Here is a 21,255-nt window from a genome sequence, read left to right on the forward strand (position 1 = left end):
GCCCTCTGTCAGCGGCCTTTGACTACCAGCTCGGCAGGCGCCTCGCCCACCGCGTTGTAGTTCGGCCGGTACATCGACTCGACCTGCGGTGGCGGTACCTTGTAGGTCCCCGGGGTTACCGCCCGGGCCAGGTACAGCAGGTGGGTGGTGGAGTATTGGTCGATGTTCAGCGCCGCCACGTAGCGGTCATCGCGAAACTCCTGATGCACGACGTTGGCGTTCTGCATCGACTCGCGCCATTCCTTCACCGCACTGCTGGCGTTCTCCAGACTTGCCGCGCTTTGCGCCAGGTTCTGGTTTTCCAGCTCCAGGCCTGCCGGCAGCAGGTCGACCACCAGCGCATCCGGCACCTGGGTGTTGGCCGTCACCGCCAGGTGCACCAGCACCAGATCACCGCTCTTGAGCGCCTTGATGTCCAGCGCCTGGCCATTCATGCCGAGGAATTCACGGCGAATGGTCATGCCGCTGCCACGGGCAACCGGTGCCTGACGCGGATAACCGGACAGGGTCAGTTGCTGGAACAGCGTCTCGCTGCCTTGGTTCTGGATGGTCAGGGGCGATGCCAGCAGAGCGCCCTCGAGTTTCATACCCGATTGCTCGGGGTTGAACTCGCGCACTTCACCGGCACTGTCCAGGCGTGCCGACCAGTTGCTTTCAGGTTTACCCAGCAGGCCACGACCGGCAAGGAACAGCGCGTTACGCTCCTGAGTCGACAGCCAGCGATTACCTGCCATCTGATCGGAGAGCTCGAACAGCCGTGCATCGACCTTGTCGCTGGCCAGGTTGTTCTCGGTGAGCAGCGACAGGATCAGCGCCTGGTCACGCACCGGGCTACCGTAGTCGCCCAGCCAGGTGTTCTCGTTACGGGTGACGGCCAGGCCGGCCTGCAGCGCCTGCTGCGCGCGTGGCTTGTCGCCCATCTTGTCGAGGGCGATGGCCAACTGCACCAGCGGCAGGCCGGAGCGCGAATCGCTGCGCCGCTCGAACAGGCTGCGCAGGGCGCCCAGCGGTGCCTGCTGGGTACGCGCCAGCACCAGGGCGGCATACGATTGCACGGCGAAGCGGCTGTGCTCCGAGTTCTGGCTGTAGTTGACTTCGATCAGGTTGCGCTCTTGCAGGTAACGCAGCAGACGCTCGCTGGCCTTTTTCAGGGCCTCGGGCGGTACCGCATAACCCTGCTCGCGGGCACGCAGAAGGAAGTCGGTGACGTAGGCGGTCAGCCAGAACTCTTCCTGGTCATCGGCACTCCACAGGCCAAAGCTGCCGTTATAGCGCTGCATGCCCAGCAGGTGCTCGATGCCCATCTCGATCTTGCGCTTGCGTACGTCCGCCGGCTCACCCTTGATACCCAGACGCTTGAGCGTTGCGGCATCGGCGTACAGCGATGGATACAGGCCACTGGTGGTCTGCTCCAGGCAGCCGTACGGATAGGCTTCGAGGGCACGGATCTGCTCGGCCAGGTTCAGCGGCGGGCGGCTCGACAGGGCCAGCGAGGCTTCCAGGCCCGAAGGTTCGAACAGCGCCAGATCGGCATCCGGCAGCGTCCAGGGTTGGTCTTTGAGGGCGACGCGATAGTGCTGCAGCATCGCCGGGTAGGCTGGACGAACGCCCAGGGTCCAGTCGCGGCTGAAGGCTGTGGCCGATTCGCCTGGCAACTGCAGGCCCTGCACGTCGACCTTTACCTTGCCCTGGCCCAGGCCACCGCTGGCCTGCACCGGCACCAGCAGGGTGACGCGCTTGCCTTCGGTGAGGTTCAGGGTCTGTTCGGCGGCGCCGAGCAGGTTCAGCTGGCCTTCGGTGCTCAGGCGCACGGTAACGTTTTGTGCTTTGCCCGACAGGTTGGAGAGATCCAGCGCCAGGGTGGTGCGGTCGCCACCGGCGAGGAAGCGCGGTGCCGATAGCTCGGCAATCAACGGCGCGGCGACCACGGTCTTGCCTTCGGCCATGCCGTAGCGCTCGTCGGTCCAGGCCTGGGCCATCAGCCGCAGCTCACCGTTGAAGTCGGGAATATCGACCGTCGCTTCACCTTCGCCCTTGTCATTGAGGGTCACCGGGGCGCTTTGTTTGGCGACGATGGTCACCGTGGTGTTCGGGCGCTTGCCGCCCTTGGCCATGGCCGCGTCACCACCGAAGGCCAGGCTGGCCAAACGGCCCTGTCCGGCTTCGATCAACTGGCCGTAGATGTCCAGTTGGTCGGCGCCATAGGCCTTGCGCCCGAACATGCCGGTGAACGGGTCGGGGGTGGCAAACTCGGTGATATTGAGAATTCCCACGTCCACCGCTGCCAGCAGTACATGCACCTTTTTAGGCACACTGCCGTCGGCATTGCGCGCTTGTACCTTGACGGTCAGCGGCTGCTTGGGACGCATCTTCTCAGGAGCAGTGAGGGTTACTGCCAGCTTGCGTTCGTGGCGATCCAGCGGCAGGTGCAGCACACCCACGGCGCGTTTCGGCGTAGCGTTGACCTTACGCTCGCCCGGGCGGATCACCAGGGCCGTGACATACAGGTCGTGGCGCGCCCACTTCGGATCGAGCTTGACGGCGAAGCTCTTGCCTTCAGCCGGTACGTCGATTTCTTCCCACCACAGCGGGCCTTCGCTGGACTCGACCATCAGGTAGCCGGTGCCCGCAGCAGGCGGCGTAACGGTGATGTTGGCTGTGGCGCCGTCGGCGTACGACGGTTTGTCCAGGGCCAGTTTGACCTGGTCCGGACGCACGGCGCCGCCGTCGGCGTTATCCTGGGCACGGTAGCCGGCCCAGAAACGCCCGCTCGACACCAAGCCGGTTTGCGGGTCTTCGACCTCGACGCGGTACGGGCCCCAATCAACCAGGAAGTTCACCCGCGCGGTGGAGCCGGCTTTGACGTTGACTGTCTCTTCGTTCTGGATCAGGTACTTCTCGTTGTAGTTGTAGCTCCAGCCATCGCTCTGCGAATAGTTCCAATAGTAGTCGCGGCGCTCGCGGACCAGGCGCACCTTGAGGTTGTTGACGGCCAGCTTGTTGCCTTGGGGGTCGGCCACCAGCACTTCGAATTCCACCGGGCCTTCGCCATCGGTCTCTTCACCTTCGAACAGGCCGCGCAAGCCAGGCAGACGCCCGGCCGGCCAGATCGGTTGTTCCAGGCGGCGGGTGATCGGCCGGCCACCGGACTCCTGCAGGCTGGCCTGGACGGTCAGTTGCAGCGGCGAACGGGCTTCGGACCATTTGCTTTCGATGTTCAGGGTAGTTTTGCCGGCGCTGTCCAGGGTGACTTCGTCCAGCTCCAGGTCCTGGCTCAGTTCTTCCTCGGTGATCGAACCGAACTGGTAGCCCGGCAGTGCCGGTACCGCTTCACGCAGCGGGCGCACATAGGCCTGGCCGCTCAGACGATTGCCCGAGGCCGGGGCACCGTACAGGTAGCGGCCGTTGACCTTGATCTGCGCGGTTTGATCGGGGCTCAGCGGCTTGTCGCTGCCCTTGAGTTCCAGGGCCAGGCGCTCGGGCAGGAAGTCTTCGACAAGGAACTCGAACACCTGCTTCTTGCCGCCACCGAGGTCGAACAGCAACTGCCAGCGCCCGGTCGGCGCCTCGTCGGCCAGTTGTAACTGGTACTGATAGAAGCCATTGGCATCGGCTTCCCAGACAAACTTGCGGCTGATCTGCTCATCCGGACGGCGTACTTCCACGGTCACCGGTTGCGGCTTGAGCGGGCGGCCATCCTTGTCACGCAACAGGCCGTTGAGCAGCACGGTCTCACCCGGGCGATAAAGGTCGCGCGGGCCGAACACGAAGAACTGCAGCGGGTTGGCCTGAGGGCCGGTGATATCGAATTCGGCCAGGTCCAGGGCCGCGCTGTTCAGGCGCAGCATGGTGGTGTGCACGCCCTGGTGGGCCAGCAGGGTTTCGGCCTTGGGTGGCGTCGGCAACTGGGCGTGGCCGTCGCTGTCGGTCTTGGCCTGGGCCAGCACGCGGCCTTCGCCGTCGAGCAGTTCCAGCTCGACGCCGCTCAGCGCCTTGCCGCCTTCCAGCCCCTGGGTGAAGACGTCCAGGCGGTTCTGGTAACGGTGCGCCGAGACGCCGATGTCACTCAGGGTGAACAGCGTTGCCGGTTGCGAATAGTCGTAGGTCCCGGAGGCACGCATCACCGCCAGGTACACGCCTGGCTCTTGCAGCGGCTTGATCCCGGCAATCGGCAGCAGCACGGTTTCACGGGTGTTCTTCGCCGGGTTGAGGTCGAAGCGGCCGCTGTAGACCAGCTCGGCCATGTCCAGGGTTTCTTTGGACGTGTAGTAGTACAAGCTGCTGTTGCGGCCCCAGGCGGCGAGGAACGGCGACAGTTTGTCCGACTTGATGCGGAAGAACTCGACATCGACCTTGTTGACGTTCAGGGCGATCACCGGCAGGCCTTCGGCCAGGCGGGTCGGCAGCAGCGAGCCACGACTGGCGAAGCCGATGGTCGACTGCATGTCGCGGGTTTCCAGGCGGCTGATCGCCTCGGCAGGCAGGCGCTTGCCGTTGACCGCGAGCAGGCCGGCGTCGATGGTCAGCACCAGTTTGCGCTGCGGCTCCAGGTGACGCAGGCGCAGTTCCATCTTGTTGGCGGAGAGCTCCCAGGCACCGTCGACCTTGCCTTTGACGGTGTCGACCAGGTGCACCTTGTCGGCGAAGTTCTGCTGGTCATCCAGGGGTATCGAGAAGGTCAAGGCCAGGGCGCTGGCACCATCGACCTGCACTTCCGAGACATCCACCACGCTCAGCTCGCGACCGGCATAACGCTTGGCCAGGGTTGAGGCATCGTCCTTGGCCGGGACGGTTTTTTCCGCTTCCGGCTGCGCTGCGGGTGCAGCTGCCGGGGCCGGGGCTGGCGCCGCGGGTTGATCCTGCGTCTGCGCTGGCGGTGTGGCCGGCGCCGAAGCCGGTTTGTCCGGAGCAGACGAATCGCAGGCACTGAGCAAAGCCAGCGCGCAGGCCAGCAACAATCCTTTGTTGAGCATGGGAGTAGTAACTCTCGGGCAGCGGAATCTTAGGCGTGCACTATATATCAACCGTGCGGCAACTGTGAGGCGGCGAACGGATGTGAGACCGCCTTCGCACGATTTGCTCTGCGCAGCGGCTACAATGCCGGCTCGCCAGGAGCTTCCATGTCCCGTTTGCTGACCGACTGGCGCGACCGCCCGACCCATATCAAGGTCTGGGCGCTGGCCGCGCCGATGATACTTTCCAATATTTCCGTACCGCTGGTGGCTCTGGTCGACAGCGCCGTGATCGGCCACCTGCCCCATGCTCATCAGCTTGGCGCAGTGGCGGTGGGCGCCAGCCTGTATACCTTCCTGGCCTGGGTCATGGGCTTTCTGCGCATGGGCTCGACCGGTTTCGCCGCCCAGGCTGCGGGCCGTGGCGACGGCGCGGCATTACGCCAGGTGCTGCTGCAAGGCTTGCTGCTGGCGATGCTGCTTGCCCTGCTACTTGGCTTGTTGGCGCTACCGTTCAGCCACCTGGCCCTGCAGTTGATGCAACCCACGGCGGCGCTGGAGCAATCGACCCACGACTTCTTCCAGACCCGCCTGCTCGGGCTGCCGGCGGCGCTGGCCAGCTTCGCCCTGGTCGGCTGGTTCCTCGGTACCCAGAACGCCAAGGCGCCGCTGGCGATCCTGCTGACCACCAACCTGCTCAACATCGCCCTCAACCTGTGGTTCGTACTCGGCCTGGACTGGGGCGTGATCGGCTCGGCCCGCGCCTCGGTGATTGCCGAATGGAGCGCCGCTCTGCTCGGCCTGGCCCTGACCCGCCCGGCCCTGCGCACCTACCCCGGGCAGATCGCCTGGGCGCTGCTGGCGCGCTGGCAGAGCTGGCGGCCGCTGCTCAGCGTCAACCGCGACATCTTCATCCGCAGCCTGGCGCTGCAGGCGGTGTTCTTCCTGATTACCGTGCAAGGCGCGCGGTTGGGTGAAGCGACGGTAGCGGCCAACGCCCTGTTGCTCAATGGCCTGCTGCTCAGCGCCTATGCCCTCGATGGCCTGGCCCATGCGGTCGAGGCGCTGTGCGGGCATGCCATCGGCGCCGGTGATCGCCAGGCGCTGCGGCGTTCGTTGACCGTCGCCTGCGGCTGGTCGCTGCTGGCCAGCAGCGGCTTTGCCGTGCTGTTCCTGCTGGGTGGGCATCTGTTCATCAATATGCAGACCGACATCGCCAACGTGCGCGAAACCGCCTACCAGTACTTGCCGTACCTGGCCTTGCTGCCATTGATTGCGGTGTGGAGTTATCTGCTCGATGGCTTGTTCATCGGCGCCACACGGGCGCGGGAGATGCGCAACGGCATGCTGCTCAGCGTACTGATGGCCTTGCCTGTTGCTTATGTTGCTCGAGACCTGGGCAACCATGGCTTGTGGCTGGGGTTTCTGCTGTTCATGGCTTTGCGCGGGGTAACGCTGGGGGTGATCGGCTGGCGGTTGCAGCGGCGGGATGGGTGGTTTGTGCGTCGGTAGTCAGAAGCATCGCGGGTCAAGCCCACTCCCACAACAGCTGTGGGAGCGGGCTTGACCCGTGATCGCATCAGCTCGACAGGTAAGACGAGCGGGTCAGCCCCAGACGCAGAGCGTCGAGGAACTGGGTCTTCTCACGGGCGGTGATCTTGGCGCTGGCGCACTTGTCGCGGTAGTGGGTCATCAACTCCTCCGGCGACAGGTGCACGTAGCGCAGCATGTCTTCGATGGTGTCGTGGGTCTCGATACCAGCGTGGTACACGCTGCCGTTCGGGTTCTGGTAGATGTTCACCGAGTCGGTGTCACCGAACAGGTTGTGCATGTCACCGAGGATTTCCTGGTAGGCACCGACCAGGAAGATACCCAGCAGGTAGTCTTCACCTTCGTTGATCGCGTGCACCGGCAGGCTGGTCTCGATGCTCTGCTCGTCGACGTACTGGTTGATCTTGCCATCCGAGTCGCAGGTCAGGTCTTGCAGCACGGCGCGGCGCAGCGGCTCTTCATCCAGGCGATGCAGCGGCAGGATCGGCAGGACCTGGCCGATGGCCCAGGTGTCCGGCAGGCTCTGGAACACCGAGAAGTTGCAGATGTACTTGTCGGCCAGCTTGTCGTTGAGCTCATCGAGCACCTGGCGATGCGAGCGCTGACGGGCCTTGAGCGAGTTGTGCAGGCGTCGGCACACGGCAAAGTAGCACTGCTCGGCCAGGGCTTTCTCAGCCAGGGTGATCTTGCCGTCGGCGTACTGGGCGGCGACGTCGCTCATGTAGTGAGTGGCGCGCCAGTAGGTCTCGGTGACCATCTCGATATCGGTCGGGCCGAGCAGGTCGGCCAGCCACTGCACGGTCTGCGGCAGGCTGTCCTTGTTCTCGATCTGCGGCACGTCGTCGTTGTGCTTCTCGACGTCGGTCACCTGCACCACCAGCATGGCGTGGTGGGCGGTCAGCGAGCGGCCGCTTTCCGAGAAGATGTGCGGATGCGGCAGGCCCTGAGCATCGCAGAACTCCTTGAGCATGCCGACCACGACACCGGCGTAGTCATCCATGTCGTAGTTGATCGAGCTGGCGTTGCGCGAGTGGGTGCCGTCGTAGTCCACACCCAGGCCGCCGCCGACGTCGATGTGATCGACCGGCAGGTTCAGCGCGCGCAGCTCGCCGTAGTAACGGATGGCTTCCTTGAAACCGTGCTGGTAGTCGGCCAGGTTGGCGATCTGCGAGCCCATGTGGAAGTGCAGCAGGCGGATGCCCTGGTCCAGGCCGGCATCGCGAAAGCGCTGCACTACCGAGATCAGTTGCGCCGCCGAAAGACCGAACTTGGACTTCTCGCCACCGGTATCGGCCCACTTGCTCGAAGCCAGCGACGACAGGCGCACGCGCAGGCCGACCTGCGGCTTGACCTTGAGTTCGGCGGCTTCTTCGATCACCAGAGCCACTTCCGACTCTTTCTCGATGACGATGAAGACGTTATGGCCAAGCTTCTGGCCCATCAGTGCCAGGCGGATGAACTCGCGGTCCTTGTAACCGTTGCAGACGATGGTGCCGCCTTTCGGCGCCAGCGCCAGCACGGCCAGCAGCTCGGGCTTGGAGCCGGCTTCCAGACCAATGGAGACGTTCTGGGTGGCGATGATGTTTTCCACCACCGCTTCCTGCTGGTTGACCTTGATCGGGTACAACGCGGTGTACTGGCTCTGGTATTCCAGGCGCGCGATGTTGGCGTCAAAAGCGCCGGTCAGCTGACGTACGCGGTCCTGGAGAATGTCCGGGAAACGTACCAGCAGTGGCAGCGACAGGCCGCTCTTGCGCAGCTCGTCGACCTGTTCGTACAGGTCGATCGGCGCACTGCCTGGCCCGTTCGGGCGGACTTCGACGCGCCCGGCCTCGTTGATTGCGAAGTAACCGGCCCCCCAATGGCGAATGCCGTAAACACTGCGGCTGTCCGCAACTGTCCATTGGCTGCCATCGTCTTTGCGTGTGCGTCGTACGGACATTGAAGTCCCCTATATAGAAAGTCGAAAAACACCGGCCGGCATGGGGCGGGCGCAGTGTAAAACCTGAAAGTGACGATTATCCGTGTTCAGGGATAGACCCTTCCTACGGGAACGAGTTTAGAAAGCGAATTGCAAAAAATCGCGATGCAGTCTTCAGCCGCCGGACTTTTTCGCTTTGAAGCCCTGTTTGATCAGCTCGGCCAGTAGCAGCTCGACATGATCGCCCTGGATTTCGATGACCCCGTCTTTCAACGCGCCGCCGGTTCCGCAGCGACGCTTGAGCGTGCTGGCCAGATCCTTGAGCTGCTCCAGGGGCAGCGGCACGCCGCTGATGGTCGTCACCGTCTTGCCGCCACGGCCCTTGCTTTCGCGACGCACGCGAGCAATGCCATCGCCTTCAGGGATGAGCGTCTGATTGCAGATGCAGGCATCTATGGGTTTGCTGCAGTCCGGGCAATGCCGACCTGCATCAGTGGAGAACACCAGGCCACCGAGGGCGGCGAATGATGCGGCTTTCTTGGCCACTTTTGATCCTCTACGGTGAGGATAAAAACTGGTCGACGCCCCGACGGGGTACCGACCGCGAAGCCCCACTCTGGCAGGGGCAGCGCAACTGCCGCATGAAGCGTGCGGCAGCCTTAAAGGCCGCGCAGTGTAACGATAAATGTCGCGAATGCTAAGTACAAAACTGCGCCATTTTGCATGTGATTCGCGACGTCAGGCTTGACGGTCGATATAGCGCTGCAAAGCGGCCAGTGAATCGGGGCAGTACAGTTGTTGCCGGCTGTCGGCCAGGGCCTGCTCGACGGCGATGAAACGCGCCTCGCTGACTTCTTCCGGCTGCAGGCGCAAAGGCCCGTCCCAGACCGCCGAAAACACCGCACACCAGAGCCGGTTGCCGGGCTGGTCGAAGAAAAAACACTCATGGGCGCTGAGTTCGACTCCACCCACCCCGAGCTCCTCTTCCAGTTCGCGGGCCGCCGATTCGGCAAAGCTTTCATCGGCCTGGACCATGCCACCGGCGGCGACATCCCAGTAACCCGGGTAGATCGCCTTGCTTTCGGTGCGCCGGTGTACGCACAGCTCTCCGGCGGAGTTGAACAGCAGGATGTAAGTACCGCGCCCGATCAGCCCGCGCTTGCGCAGCTCGGCACGAGGCAAGGCGCCGAGCAACTGGTCGTGTTCGTCGACCCAGGCAATCAGTTCGAGGTCGGAGGCGGCGCGGTGCGCCGCCTCCTGCTTGGAGATCGACACCGGATCAGCCCTGGGTCAGCAGTTGACGCAGGTCGATGACCGCGGCGTTGGCCCGCGAGATGTAGTTGGCCATGACCAGCGAGTGGTTGGCCCACATGCCGAAGCCGCTGCCATTGAGCACCATCGGGCTCCACAGTGGCTCCTGCGAGGCTTCCAGCTCACGGATGATCTGGCGCACGCTGACCGTGGCGTTCTTCTTCGCCAGCACATCGGCGAAGTCGACCTCGATGGCGCGCAGCAGGTGCGACAGCGCCCAGGCCTGGCCACGGGCTTCGTAGAACACGTTGTCGATCTGCAGCCATGGGGTTTCTACGACTTCCTCGTCAAGCTGCGGGGCCTGGCCCGCAACCACCGATTCGGTCTTCAGGGTGCTGTTGAGCTTGACTCGGCCGACACTGGCCGACAGCCGCTGCGACAGCGAACCCAGGCGGGTGGCGACGTCGCCCAGCCAGTTGTTGAGGTTATCGGCACGGGTATAGAACAGCGCGCCTTGTTGGTCAGGCGAGGCCAGGCGGTTCTGGTAGCGGGTCAGCGAGTTGATGCCTTCCTGGAACTCGGACTCACTCGACGGCAGGATCCAGCTCTTGTTGTCGAAGTTGAAGCGCGGCTCGGCCTTGGCCAGGTCGGCGTCTTCGGTGGACTGCGACTGCGAGCGGGCAAAGTCCTTGCGCAGGGCGCGGCTCAGGTCACGCACCTGGACCAGCACGCCGTACTCCCAGCTGGGCATGTTGTCCATCCACAGGCCTGGCGGGAAGCGGTCGTTGGAAATGTAGCCACCGGGCTTGTTCAGCAGGGTGCCGGCAACGGTCTTGAGGGTTTCGATGGTGGTATAGCCGACGACCATCTGCTTGCCGGTCTTTTCAGCGGCGGCCTGGGCGTTCTGTTGCACCGGGAACAGGTCGGGCTCGGCGCTCCAGTACCAGCCCAGGCCCACGCACACCAACAGGTACAGACCGATCAGCGAGCCCAGGGCGCGGCTGAAGAACAACCCGCCGAAATAGCTGCGAGTGGCGGCAGTGCGCGGTTCGACCCGCTCACGGGCCTCGGCTTTGCCTGTACGGTTTTTCCAGTCCAGCATGGCGTTGTCCTTTCAGTCACGTCGGTTCAAGGGGTTCGACCGCAACCCCCGGGCTTCGTGCCAGCGCGAAGGGCTTTTTGTGCCGCGCGCCACCTGCCGGGGTCGGCAAGTATCGCTGCACTATAAATCAAGCACGGCGGTTCGCATAAGCGACTATTGGGTCAGCAAATGAATAAACGGACTTGTACAGTTAATTGATACAAGGCACTCGATTGCCGGGAAAGTGGTGCTAGCATAGAGCCATCACTCGAACTCAGCCTCACCCCTTATAAGTAGTCAGGACATGACCGAGCCAGAAGACCCCAGTCGTGAGCGCCTCAAGCAACACTTTGCCCAGCGGGTCATTCATCAGGCCCGGCAAATCCTCGAGATCTGGCAGCGCCTGCAGCGCAGCGAGTGGTCGACTGGCGACCTGGGTGAGCTGTGCGAAGCCAACCTGCGCCTGCAACGCTATGCCGAGCGCTTCGAGCAGCCCGAACACAGCCAGTTGGCCGAGGCCATCGGTCATGCCCTGGAGGCGGTCGAGGCCAATAGTGCGCGCCTGAGCAGCCATCTGATCAGCGAGCTCAACCGGTTGATGCAGCGCCTGTCGCGCACCGGCCTGCGCCAGGGCGACCAGCTTGAGCAAGTGCCGCTGCCGCCGCTGCGCAAGCCGGTCTACATCATGCTCCAGGACCACGACCGCGCTGAGCGCCTGGCGCAACAGCTGGAGTTCTTCGGCCTGGGTGTACAAGCCTTGTACAGCGCCGCTGCGTTTCAGGCGACCATGAGTGAACGGCTGCCCTCGGCGATCGTCATGGACGTCGACTTCACCGGGCCGGGTGTCGGCCTGCAACTGGCGGACCAAGCCCAGCAGGGCCTGGAGCAGCGGGTGCCGTTGCTGTTCTTCAGCCTGCACGAAACTGACACGCCGACTCGCCTGGCAGCGGTACGCGCCGGTGGCCAGGAGTTCCTCACCGGCACCTTGGAAGCCTCAAGCCTGCTGGAAAAAGTCGAGTTGCTGACCAGCGTCACCCAGTACGAACCCTTCAAAGTGCTGATCATCGACGACTCGCGGGCCCAGGCCCTGCACACCGAGCGCCTGCTCAACAGTGCCGGGATCGTCACCCGTACCCTGATCGACCCAATCCAGACCATGGCCGAGCTTGCCGACTTCCAGCCCGACCTGATCATCCTCGACATGTACATGCCCGCCTGCAACGGCACGGAGCTGGCCAAGGTGATCCGCCACAACGACCGTTACGTCAGCGTGCCGATCATCTATCTGTCGGCCGAAGACGACCTGGATAAACAGCTCGATGCCATGAGCGAGGGCGGTGATGATTTTCTGACCAAGCCGATCCGCTCCCGGCACCTGATCACCACCGTGCGCAATCGCGCTGCCCGCGCGCGCAACCTCAAGGCGCGGATGGTTCGCGACAGCCTCACCGGGCTGTACAACCACACCCATATCCTGCAATTGCTCGAAGACTGCAGCTTCCGTGCGCGCCGCGAAGAGCAGCCGCTGAGTTTTGCCATGCTCGACATCGACCACTTCAAGAAGGTCAATGACAGCCACGGCCACCCCATGGGCGACCGGGTGATCAAGAGCCTGGCGCTGTTTCTCAAACAGCGCCTGCGCAAGACCGACTTCATCGGCCGCTACGGCGGTGAAGAGTTCGCCATCGTCATGCCCAACACCGACCTGGGCTCGGCGCACAAGGTGCTCGACGAGATCCGCCGGCGCTTTGCCGAGATCCACTACCCGGCCCAGCCTCGCGACCTGTCCTGCACTTTCAGCGCCGGCGTGGTGCAATTGAGCGACGGCCTGGATGCCCTGAGCATGGCCACCGCCGCCGATGAGGCGCTGTACCGGGCCAAGGGTGCCGGGCGCAACTGCGTGCAGCGGGTGGAAGCATAAAGGCAAAGTGCCATTTTTTTCACCAAGCTGCCCGCTTCGTCATAACCCGGTCATAAAAACGCAATAACTTCAGGCGCTTACCATTCGGCCGTTGGTAGACACCGAACATGCGCCTGAAGCTGATCACCAATTTCAACACCCTGTTGCTGGTTACTGTGTGCATCGCCCTGGGCGCGACCCTGTGGTGGTCACAGCGCGCGCTGGAGCGCCCCTACCTATTGATGGAGCGCTACCTGTCGCTGTCGCAGCAGTTCCAGAACCAGGCGGCACGCAACATCCAGGACTACCTGAGCAGCGGCGATGCCCTGCGCCACGCCACCGCGCTGCAGGCCACCGCCGCCCTGCAGGGCGAACTCGAGCAATTGCCGACAGACCTTTCGGCACGCCTGAGCCCGAGCCTGGACAACCTGCAGCGCTTCACCGCCAACGAACTGCTGAGTGCCGGCAAGCTGGCCGGCGATCCGCAGGCCCTGCTGCTACAGGCCGAACGCGAGCTGGGCGCCAGCCTTGAACAACTGGCCAACTACGCCCAGAGCAGCACCGGCAGCGATGCCGGACGCTATCCGCCGCTGCTGTTCAAGGCCTCGCTGCACCTGTCGCGGTTGTCCCTGGCCCGGGACAAACTGGTCAGCAGTGGCCGTAGCGAACTGACCGAAGAAGTCGAACGCGAACTGCAGCAGATTGCCGCCCAGGCCCAACTGCTTGAGCAATTGCCGCTGCTGGGTGTGACCGCCAGCAACGCCTCGAGCGCCGATGATTTTGCCGCCCTGATGGGCCTGGAAACCCAGGCCAGCAGCGCAGCCGAGGACACCGGCGTAGCGCTCAAGCGCGAGCTCAACAGCCTGATCAAGCGCTACCCGGGCGAGCTGCAGCGTACCCGCGAACAGATCCAGCAACGCAGCGTATTGGCCAGCAGCACCTTCGAACGCATCGCCGCCGTACAGCAGGCCATCGCCGAGCTCGAACCCAGCGTGCGCAGCCAGCATGCCGCCATTCAGGGCGAGGTACGGCTGATCCAGGGCCTGATGATCGGCCTGATCCTGCTGATCGCCCTGCTCATCGACACCCTGCAACGTCGCCTGGCGCGGGTGCTGACCAACCTGGCGCCGGCACTGTCGCGCTGGGCCGAGGGCGACTTCAGCCAGGCCATCGCCCTGGGCAGGAGCAACCGCGAAATGCACGACATCCAGGACTCGCTCAACCGCCTGCGAGTCTATCTGGTCGAGCTGGTCGGCACCCTTCGCCACAACGCCGAGCAGGTCGCCGGCAGCAGCCATGCCCTGGCCGGCATGAGCAGCGCCTTGCACGATGGCGCCGAACGCCAGGCCGGCGACACCGCGCAGATCCGCGATGCCCTGGGCGAGCTGGAAGCGACCATCCTCCAGGTCGCCGGCGATGCCAGCCAGGCTGCCGACGCCAGCCACGATGCCGGGCGTGCGGTCGAGCAAGGCCAGGCGGTGATCGGCCAGAGCCTGACCGGGCTGCGGGCGCTGGTCGATGAAGTGCAGGGCAACGCACAGATGATCGAACAGCTGGCCGAGGAATCGGCCACCATCGGCGGTGTGCTGACGGTGATCCGCTCGATCGCCGAGCAGACCAACCTGCTGGCTCTGAACGCCGCGATCGAGGCGGCGCGGGCCGGGGAAATGGGCCGTGGCTTTGCCGTGGTCGCTGAAGAAGTGCGCTCCCTGGCGCAGCGCACCACCGGGGCTACCGGTGAAATTCAGACCTTGATCGGTCGCTTGCAGCAGGCTGCTCGGGAATCGGTTGAAGGCATGCGCGTCCAGCTCGAACATGCCCAAATCACTGCCGACCAGGCCCAGGCGGCGGATGGCGCGCTGGATGAGATTGTCGCGGCGATCCAGACCATCTCGGCCACGGCGGTGCGGATTGCCGATGTCACTGCCCAGCAGAGTGGCGCGGTGAGCGAGATTCGCGATCACAGCGAGCGCATTCATGGGTTGGGTGAAGACAACTTGCAACGAATTGGCGAGGGGCGTGAGCAGGGTGAACAGTTGCTTCGACTGGGGGGCGAGCTGAACACGGCGGTGCGGGCGTTTCGCCTGTGAGAATGTGTCGCGGCCATCGCAAGTCAAGTCGAGTCGTCGCACCGCGATGAGGGCAACAGGGCTGCAAAGTCCGTTATCATGCAGGCACTTTTGGACTGCGAGACCGCCATGCGCCGCCTGCTTTGCCTCCTGTTTCTGCTCCTGGCCTTGCCCGCCGTCGGCGCCGGCCTGCTCGACAATCGCCCCAGCGCCACCCTGGGCGCCGCGTCGCTGAACAACAGCGGCGACTTTTTGCCGGTACACGAAGCCTTCAAGCTGAGCATGGTCCAGGATGAAGGGCAAACCCTGAAGCTGCGCTTTGTCGCCGCCGACGGTTACTACCTGTACCGCCACCGCTTCCAGTTCCGCAGCGAACCTGCCGACATCGCCCTGGGCACGGCGCAGATCCCGCCCGGTGAAGCCAAGCACGACGAGTTCTTCGGCGACGTCGAGGTCTACCACGGCATCCTCGACATCGAAATCCCCCGCCCGGCCAACGAGCACCGCCCCTTCACCCTGCTGGTGGGCTACCAGGGCTGCGCCGACAAAGGCCTGTGCTACCCGCCGGAAACCGCTCGCCTGAGCGTCGATGGTGCCGCTGACAGCGCACCGCCCGCCACTGCCAGCGTCAACAACGCCGGTTGGGACTGGAAAAGCCTGCTGCTGTTCTTCCTCGCCGGTGTCGGCCTGACCTTCACCCCCTGTGTGTTACCGATGCTGCCGATCCTCTCGGGCGTGGTACTGCGCGGCCAGGTCGGCGGCTTGCGCGGGTTTGCCCTGTCGCTGGCCTATGTCCTGCCGATGGCCGCCTGCTTTGCCCTGCTCGGTGCGCTGATGGGCCTGTTCGGCGCGGGCCTCAACCTGCAGGCGCGCTTGCAGTCGGCCTGGGTGCTGGTGCCGTTTTCGCTGTTCTTCGTGCTGTTCGCCCTGGCCATGTTCGGCCTGTTCGAGCTCAAGCTGCCCCATGCCATCAGCAGCCGCCTGGAGCGCCTGGTCGGCCAGACCAAGGGTGGTTCGCTGATCGGTGCGGCGGTTCTCGGGGTGTTTTCCAGCCTGCTAGTGTCGCCGTGCGTATCGGCGCCACTGGCCGGCGCGCTGTTGTACATCAGCGCCAGCGGCGACGCCCTGGGCGGTGCGTTGAAACTGTTTGCCCTGGGCCTGGGCATGGGTGCGCCACTGCTGCTGATCGCCACTGGCGGCGCGGCCTGGCTGCCAAAAAGCGGGCCGTGGCTGGTAACCGTAAAAAACGCCATCGGCGTGCTGTTGCTGGGCCTGGCCATCGGCCTGCTCAGCCGCGTACTGCCGGGCCAGGTCACGCTGCTGCTGGTTGGCCTGCTGGCCGCTGGCACGGCGGTGTTCCTCGGTGCCCTGGAGTTCACCGTGAAAACCACCCGCCAGCGCTTGGCGCAACTGCTCGGCCTGGCCCTGCTGTTCTATGCCCTGGCCTGCTGGTACGGTGCCTTGAGCGGGCAGACCGACCCGCTGCGCCCGCTGCCTCAGGCCGGTATTGCCAGCACCGCTGCCAGTACCCAGGCCAGCAGCGCCAGCGCCTGGCAGACCATCACCACCCCGGCGGCGCTGGACAGCGCCCTGGCCGCAGCCAAGGCCGCCGGCCAGCCGGTGCTGCTGGATTGGTACGCCGACTGGTGCATCAGTTGCAAAGTGATCGAGCACGAGGTGCTCAATGCCCCGGCAGTGCAAGCGCAGCTCAAGGATTACACGCTGCTGCGCTTCGATATCACCGAAAGCAACGCCGAACAGCGTGCCCTGCTCGACCGCTACCAGCTGTTCGGTCCACCAGCGCTGTTGTTCTTTGCCGCGAACGGCAGCGAAATCACCGCCGATCGTGTGGTTGGCGAGATAAACGCCGGCGAATTTGCCGAGCATCTGACGCGCATTCGCGCCGATCTGGGTCTATAACTTCCTCTGGCCGCTAATAAAGCCGGTTTCGATGACCGAAATTAATAAATTAGTCACATATTTAGCGTGAATATCGGTCATCGTGCTGGCTATTGCCGGTAACTGGACAGTGCCCGCCGGTTTACGGCATAGTCGCCGCGCAAAGTTTCCTAACGATAAAAAGGAACCACAGATGGCAACGCTACTGGTGCTGCACGGCCCCAACCTGAACCTGCTCGGCACCCGCGAACCGGGCGTCTATGGCGCCGTGACCCTGGCCCAGATCAACCAGGACCTGGAGCAGCGCGCCCGCGCCGCCGGCCATCACCTGCAGTACCTGCAAAGCAATGCCGAGTACGAATTGATCGACCGCATCCACGCTGCGCGCGGCGAAGGCGTGGACTTCATCCTGATCAATCCGGCGGCTTTCACACATACAAGTGTCGCATTACGTGACGCGTTGCTGGCGGTGAGCATCCCATTCATCGAAGTGCATTTGTCCAACGTGCACAAGCGCGAACCTTTTCGCCATCACTCCTACTTCTCTGATGTCGCCGTAGGAGTGATTTGCGGCCTGGGTGCCACTGGCTATCGCCTGGCCCTGGAGTCTGCCCTGGAACACCTGGCTGCTAACGCAAAGCCCTGATGACGAGAACCTGGCCTATGGGCCGGGGCTCACAAGAAACGTTTGCTAACACGTTTTTATATTTACGCCCCTGACCGAACCTTGGGAGTTGATGATTAATGGATATCCGTAAAGTCAAGAAACTGATCGAACTGCTGGAAGAATCTGGCATCGACGAGCTGGAGATCAAGGAAGGCGAAGAGTCCGTTCGGATCAGCCGCCACAGCAAGACTCCAGCCCAGCAGTACTACGCTCCGGCTCCAGTCGCCGCTCCTGTTGCCGCACCAGCCGCCCCTGCCGCTGCCGCCGCTCCAGCCGAAGCTGCCGCGCCAAAACTGAACGGCACCGTTGCCCGCTCGCCAATGGTCGGTACCTTCTACCGCAAAGCCTCGCCTGCCTCGCCAGCCTTCGTTGAAGTCGGCCAGACCGTGAAGAAAGGCGACACCCTGTGCATCGTCGAAGCCATGAAGATGATGAACCACATCGAAGCTGAAACCAGCGGTGTGATCGAATCCATCCTGGTAGAAGACGGTCAGCCGGTTGAGTTCGACCAGCCGCTGTTCACCATCGTTTGAACCGCGGAGAGCCAACGATGTCTGCGAAGCTGGAAAAAGTCCTGATTGCCAACCGCGGGGAAATTGCCCTGCGGATCCTGCGTGCCTGCAAAGAGCTGGGCATCAAGACCGTCGCCGTACACTCCACGGCTGACCGCGAACTGATGCACCTGGGCCTGGCAGACGAGTCGGTCTGCATCGGTCCTGCTTCGGCCAGCCAGTCCTACCTGCACATCCCGGCCATCATCGCCGCGGCCGAAGTGACCGGCGCTACCGCCATTCACCCAGGCTACGGTTTCCTTGCGGAAAACGCCGATTTCGCCGAGCAGGTCGAGAACTCCGGTTTTGCCTTCATTGGCCCGAAAGCCGACACCATTCGCCTGATGGGCGACAAGGTTTCGGCCAAGGACGCGATGATCAAAACCGGTGTTCCGACCGTGCCAGGTTCCGACGGCCCGCTGCCGGAAGACGAAGAAGAAGCCCTGCGCATCGGCCGTGAAGTCGGCTACCCGGTGATCATCAAGGCCGCCGGTGGCGGTGGTGGTCGCGGCATGCGCGTGGTGCACAAGGAAGAGGACCTGATCGCCTCGGCCAAGCTGACCCGTACCGAAGCTGGCGCAGCTTTCGGCAACCCGATGGTCTACCTCGAGAAGTTCCTGACCAACCCACGTCACGTGGAAGTCCAGGTCCTCTCCGACGGCCAGGGTAACGCCGTGCACCTGGGTGACCGCGACTGCTCGCTGCAGCGCCGCCACCAGAAGGTCCTCGAAGAAGCGCCGGCCCCGGGCATCGATGAGAAAGCCCGCCAGGAAGTGTTCAAGCGCTGTGTCGATGCCTGCATCGAGATCGGCTACCGTGGCGCCGGCACCTTCGAGTTCCTCTACGAGAACGGTAGTTTCTACTTCATCGAAATGAACACCCGTGTTCAGGTGGAGCACCCGGTTTCGGAGATGGTCACCGGTATCGACATCGTCAAGGAGATGCTCAGCATCGCCGCTGGCAACAAGCTGTCGTTCACCCAGGATGACGTGGTGATTCGTGGTCACTCCCTGGAGTGCCGGATCAACGCCGAAGACCCGAAGAAGTTCATCCCGAGCCCAGGCACGGTCAAGCATTTCCACGCCCCGGGTGGCAACGGCGTTCGCGTCGATTCGCACCTGTACAGCGGTTACGCGGTTCCCCCGAACTACGACTCGCTGATCGGCAAGCTGATCACCTACGGCAAGGACCGCGACGAAGCCATGGCGCGCATGCGCAATGCCCTGGACGAGATCGTCGTCGACGGCATCAAGACCAACATCCCGCTGCACCGCGACCTGGTGCGTGATGAAGGTTTCTGCAAAGGTGGCGTCAACATTCACTACCTGGAACACAAACTGGCTAACCAGGAGTGATTCGGTCGTGATGTAAAAAGACCCCGGTCCTGTGACCGGGGTCTTTTTTTTGGCCCGCTCCCACAGAGAATCAGCTTTTGCTCATCCGCGGCATCTCGATCCTGTGCTCATGCACCCGCCGATACAGCGTCGCCCGCGAAATCCCTAAGGCCTTGGCGGTTTCCCCTGGTTTCCAGCGATGGCGAATCAGCGCATCGAGCAACTGCTGACGCATCGGGCTGACACTGCTCTGAAGCTGCACCTGGACCTGCCCTGCGCGAATCTCCAACGGCAAGTCATCCAACTGCAGGGTGCTCGTGCAACAGATCGCACAGGCATAGCGCAGCACCTGGCGTAGCTGGCGTAAATTACCCGGCCAGCGGTAATTGAGCAGCGCCTCCAGCGCATCACCACTCAAACCGACATCAACACCACAGCCCTTGGCCTCTTCGCCCAGCAACTGGTTGATCAGCGCCAGCCGGTCACTGCGCTCGCGCAAGGGCGGCAGTTCGAAGCGGGCATTGGCCAGGCGAAAGTACAGGTCTTCGCGAAAGCTGCCCGCGGCGACCATCGCCGTGAGGTCGCGGTGGGTGGCGCAGATCACCTGGATATCCACCCGTTGCCGCGCCGAAGCGCCCAGCGGCGCCACCTCACCCTCAGCCAGCACACGTAGCAAACGGGTTTGCAGGTTCAGCGGCATATCGCCGATTTCGTCGAGAAACAACGTTCCGCCATCTGCCTGTTGCAACAGGCCCTGCATGCCCTTGCTCGAAGCACCGGTAAAAGCTCCGGCGACATAGCCAAACAGCTCGCTCTCGATCAGGTTCTCGGGGATAGCAGCGCAGTTCAGCGCCACGAACGGCTTGCCGCTACGCAAGCTCATGGCATGCAACTGGCGGGCGAATACCTCCTTCCCAGAACCCGTCTCACCCAACACCAACACGGCCAGGTTGCAGTCCTTGACCCGGGTGGCCAGGCGCAGGCTGTGCTCGACCCGCTCATCAATCGGCTGGCGGGCAATGGCTGCAATTCGGCGCCCAGGCTTGCGCCGCGGCGAGCTGATACGCACATGCAGCTCGCCGCTTTCACCGCGCCAGCGCAGGCGCTGGGACGATTCATCGGTGGCGGCGCGCAGGGCGTCAAGGTCGAACAGCTCACCGATATGTTCCGGCAACTGGCCGTAGCGCTCCAGCAGCGCCTTGCGCGCCAGGCTGTTGAGGGCCTGCAAACGGCCATCGGCATCCCAGGCCAGCAGGTAATCCGGCTGACTGTCGACATAGCCCGGCGTGCTGTGGGCGCGCAACACCCAGTGCGGCTCGGCACTGTGCATGAAAAATGCGTTTTCGATCTCCCGTGCGCTCTGTACCACCATCTGCCGGATCAGGTGCTGGCTGCGTCGGTCATCCGGCGATTGCAGCGCCGAGACATCGACGACGCCAAGCAGCTCGCCCTGCGGGTCGAACACTGGCGCCGCCGAGCAGGTCAAGCCGATGAAGGCGGCGCGAAAATGGTCGCGCTTGTGCACAGTCGCCGGCGCCTTGCTGGTCAGCACCGCCGCCACCCCGCAGGTGCCCTCCTCGCCCTCCGACCAACAGGTGCCCAAGTACAACCCGGCCTTGCGACAGTCGTTGCGGATGGCCGACTCGACCCGGTAGTCGATGGTCCGCCCCTGGGCATCGGTCAGCAGCACGCAGTAGTCGGCATCGCGCACCCGCCCGTGCAGGCGCGCCACGGCATCGCCGGCAATGCGCAGGAACAGGTCGGAACGCTCACGGCATTCGTCGAGCAGACTTTGCGAAAGGATGCGCGGCCCCTGCTGGGACGCGGGGTCGAGCCGGTGCTGCTCCATCGAGCGGCGCCAGGAGTCGAGGATCAGCGGCGGCACCGGCGCCTGTGGCAGTCGTTCGGCGTTCTTCAGTACGCGGCTGACACAGTCGACGTGGGCTTTGGAGTTCGCGGCAAGCATGGGGCCTCCGGTTCTCGTGTTCTTGTCGTTATGGGCCTCATTAAGCGCCGAATGCCGGGGGCGGACAAGCACTCTGTGGATTCCTGCCGGGCTGAGACGCAGCGTCTCAGCGT

The 21,255-nt window shown here is 63.7% G+C and carries 13 protein-coding genes; 7 read left to right on the forward strand and 6 right to left on the reverse strand.

The genetic code is table 11. The annotated features are described in order from the left end of the window. Positions 1-8 precede the first annotated feature (8 nt). Positions 9-4,973 carry an alpha-2-macroglobulin family protein gene (locus F8N82_RS21905; protein ID WP_038997362.1) on the reverse strand — a complete coding sequence of 1,655 codons (4,965 nt, stop codon included), beginning with the start codon at positions 4,971-4,973 and terminating at the stop codon, positions 9-11. A 147-nt stretch (positions 4,974-5,120) separates the two neighbouring features. Between F8N82_RS21905 and F8N82_RS21910 the strand changes: the two genes are divergently transcribed. After that, complete coding sequence (locus F8N82_RS21910) at positions 5,121-6,464, forward strand: MATE family efflux transporter (protein WP_038997363.1); 1,344 nt, start codon at positions 5,121-5,123, stop codon at positions 6,462-6,464. Positions 6,465-6,531: 67 nt separating this feature from the next. Here F8N82_RS21910 and speA read toward each other — a convergent pair whose 3' ends face one another. The 4 genes from speA to F8N82_RS21930 all read right to left on the reverse strand — a co-directional run bounded on the left by speA (position 6,532) and on the right by F8N82_RS21930 (position 10,777). Next, complete coding sequence (gene speA, locus F8N82_RS21915; RefSeq protein WP_038997364.1) at positions 6,532-8,445, reverse strand: arginine decarboxylase; 1,914 nt, start codon at positions 8,443-8,445, stop codon at positions 6,532-6,534. Between the two features lie 153 nt (positions 8,446-8,598). Next, entirely contained in the window at positions 8,599-8,970 is a 372-nt protein-coding gene (locus tag F8N82_RS21920) for a translation initiation factor Sui1 (RefSeq protein ID WP_038997365.1), read from the reverse strand. A 192-nt stretch (positions 8,971-9,162) separates the two neighbouring features. Next, on the reverse strand, positions 9,163-9,699 hold the full coding sequence (locus F8N82_RS21925; RefSeq protein WP_038997366.1) for an NUDIX hydrolase: 537 nt from the start codon (positions 9,697-9,699) through the stop codon (positions 9,163-9,165). Between the two features lie 4 nt (positions 9,700-9,703). Further along, positions 9,704-10,777 carry a DUF2333 family protein gene (locus tag F8N82_RS21930; RefSeq protein WP_038997367.1) on the reverse strand — a complete coding sequence of 358 codons (1,074 nt, stop codon included), beginning with the start codon at positions 10,775-10,777 and terminating at the stop codon, positions 9,704-9,706. 283 nt (positions 10,778-11,060) lie between these two features. On the opposite strand from F8N82_RS21930, the gene F8N82_RS21935 reads away from it, so the two are divergent. The 6 genes from F8N82_RS21935 (at position 11,061) to accC (ending at position 19,197) form a co-directional block, all read left to right on the forward strand. After that, the gene (locus tag F8N82_RS21935) at positions 11,061-12,677 is read left to right on the forward strand and encodes a response regulator (protein WP_038997368.1); all 1,617 of its coding nucleotides are present in this window, start codon (positions 11,061-11,063) and stop codon (positions 12,675-12,677) included. Between the two features lie 221 nt (positions 12,678-12,898). After that, positions 12,899-14,746 carry a methyl-accepting chemotaxis protein gene (locus F8N82_RS21940; protein ID WP_371857249.1) on the forward strand — a complete coding sequence of 616 codons (1,848 nt, stop codon included), beginning with the start codon at positions 12,899-12,901 and terminating at the stop codon, positions 14,744-14,746. Positions 14,747-14,854: 108 nt separating this feature from the next. Continuing rightward, positions 14,855-16,645: a protein-disulfide reductase DsbD gene (locus tag F8N82_RS21945; RefSeq protein WP_038999641.1), complete on the forward strand. Its 1,791-nt coding sequence runs from the start codon at positions 14,855-14,857 to the stop codon at positions 16,643-16,645. A 172-nt stretch (positions 16,646-16,817) separates the two neighbouring features. Continuing rightward, a complete protein-coding gene (aroQ, locus tag F8N82_RS21950; protein ID WP_010221695.1) occupies positions 16,818-17,270 on the forward strand; it encodes a type II 3-dehydroquinate dehydratase in 453 nt (150 codons plus the stop codon). Between the two features lie 98 nt (positions 17,271-17,368). Further along, the gene (gene accB, locus F8N82_RS21955; protein WP_038997370.1) at positions 17,369-17,824 is read left to right on the forward strand and encodes an acetyl-CoA carboxylase biotin carboxyl carrier protein; all 456 of its coding nucleotides are present in this window, start codon (positions 17,369-17,371) and stop codon (positions 17,822-17,824) included. Between the two features lie 17 nt (positions 17,825-17,841). Then, positions 17,842-19,197 carry an acetyl-CoA carboxylase biotin carboxylase subunit gene (gene accC, locus F8N82_RS21960; protein ID WP_038997371.1) on the forward strand — a complete coding sequence of 452 codons (1,356 nt, stop codon included), beginning with the start codon at positions 17,842-17,844 and terminating at the stop codon, positions 19,195-19,197. Between the two features lie 70 nt (positions 19,198-19,267). Here accC and F8N82_RS21965 read toward each other — a convergent pair whose 3' ends face one another. Next, positions 19,268-21,142 (reverse strand): sigma-54-dependent Fis family transcriptional regulator, encoded by a 1,875-nt coding sequence (locus F8N82_RS21965; protein WP_038997372.1) that lies wholly within the window; start codon positions 21,140-21,142, stop codon positions 19,268-19,270. Positions 21,143-21,255: the final 113 nt, after the last annotated feature.

It is taken from the genome of Pseudomonas fluorescens (assembly GCF_902497775.2).
GTDB lineage: Bacteria > Pseudomonadota > Gammaproteobacteria > Pseudomonadales > Pseudomonadaceae > Aquipseudomonas > Aquipseudomonas putida_F.

Bases quoted from the DNA above. Each gene is read 5' to 3' on its own strand.
- F8N82_RS21905 (WP_038997362.1), bottom strand. From the start codon at position 4,973: ATGCTCAACAAAGGATTGTTGCTGGCCTGCGCGCTGGCTTTGCTCAGT.
- F8N82_RS21945 (WP_038999641.1), top strand. From the start codon at position 14,855: ATGCGCCGCCTGCTTTGCCTCCTGTTTCTGCTCCTGGCCTTGCCCGCC.
- F8N82_RS21965 (WP_038997372.1), bottom strand. From the start codon at position 21,142: ATGCTTGCCGCGAACTCCAAAGCCCACGTCGACTGTGTCAGCCGCGTA.
- aroQ (WP_010221695.1), top strand. From the start codon at position 16,818: ATGGCAACGCTACTGGTGCTGCACGGCCCCAACCTGAACCTGCTCGGC.
- F8N82_RS21940 (WP_371857249.1), top strand. From the start codon at position 12,899: ATGGAGCGCTACCTGTCGCTGTCGCAGCAGTTCCAGAACCAGGCGGCA.
- F8N82_RS21935 (WP_038997368.1), top strand. From the start codon at position 11,061: ATGACCGAGCCAGAAGACCCCAGTCGTGAGCGCCTCAAGCAACACTTT.
- F8N82_RS21910 (WP_038997363.1), top strand. From the start codon at position 5,121: ATGTCCCGTTTGCTGACCGACTGGCGCGACCGCCCGACCCATATCAAG.
- accC (WP_038997371.1), top strand. From the start codon at position 17,842: ATGTCTGCGAAGCTGGAAAAAGTCCTGATTGCCAACCGCGGGGAAATT.
- F8N82_RS21930 (WP_038997367.1), bottom strand. From the start codon at position 10,777: ATGCTGGACTGGAAAAACCGTACAGGCAAAGCCGAGGCCCGTGAGCGG.
- speA (WP_038997364.1), bottom strand. From the start codon at position 8,445: ATGTCCGTACGACGCACACGCAAAGACGATGGCAGCCAATGGACAGTT.
- accB (WP_038997370.1), top strand. From the start codon at position 17,369: ATGGATATCCGTAAAGTCAAGAAACTGATCGAACTGCTGGAAGAATCT.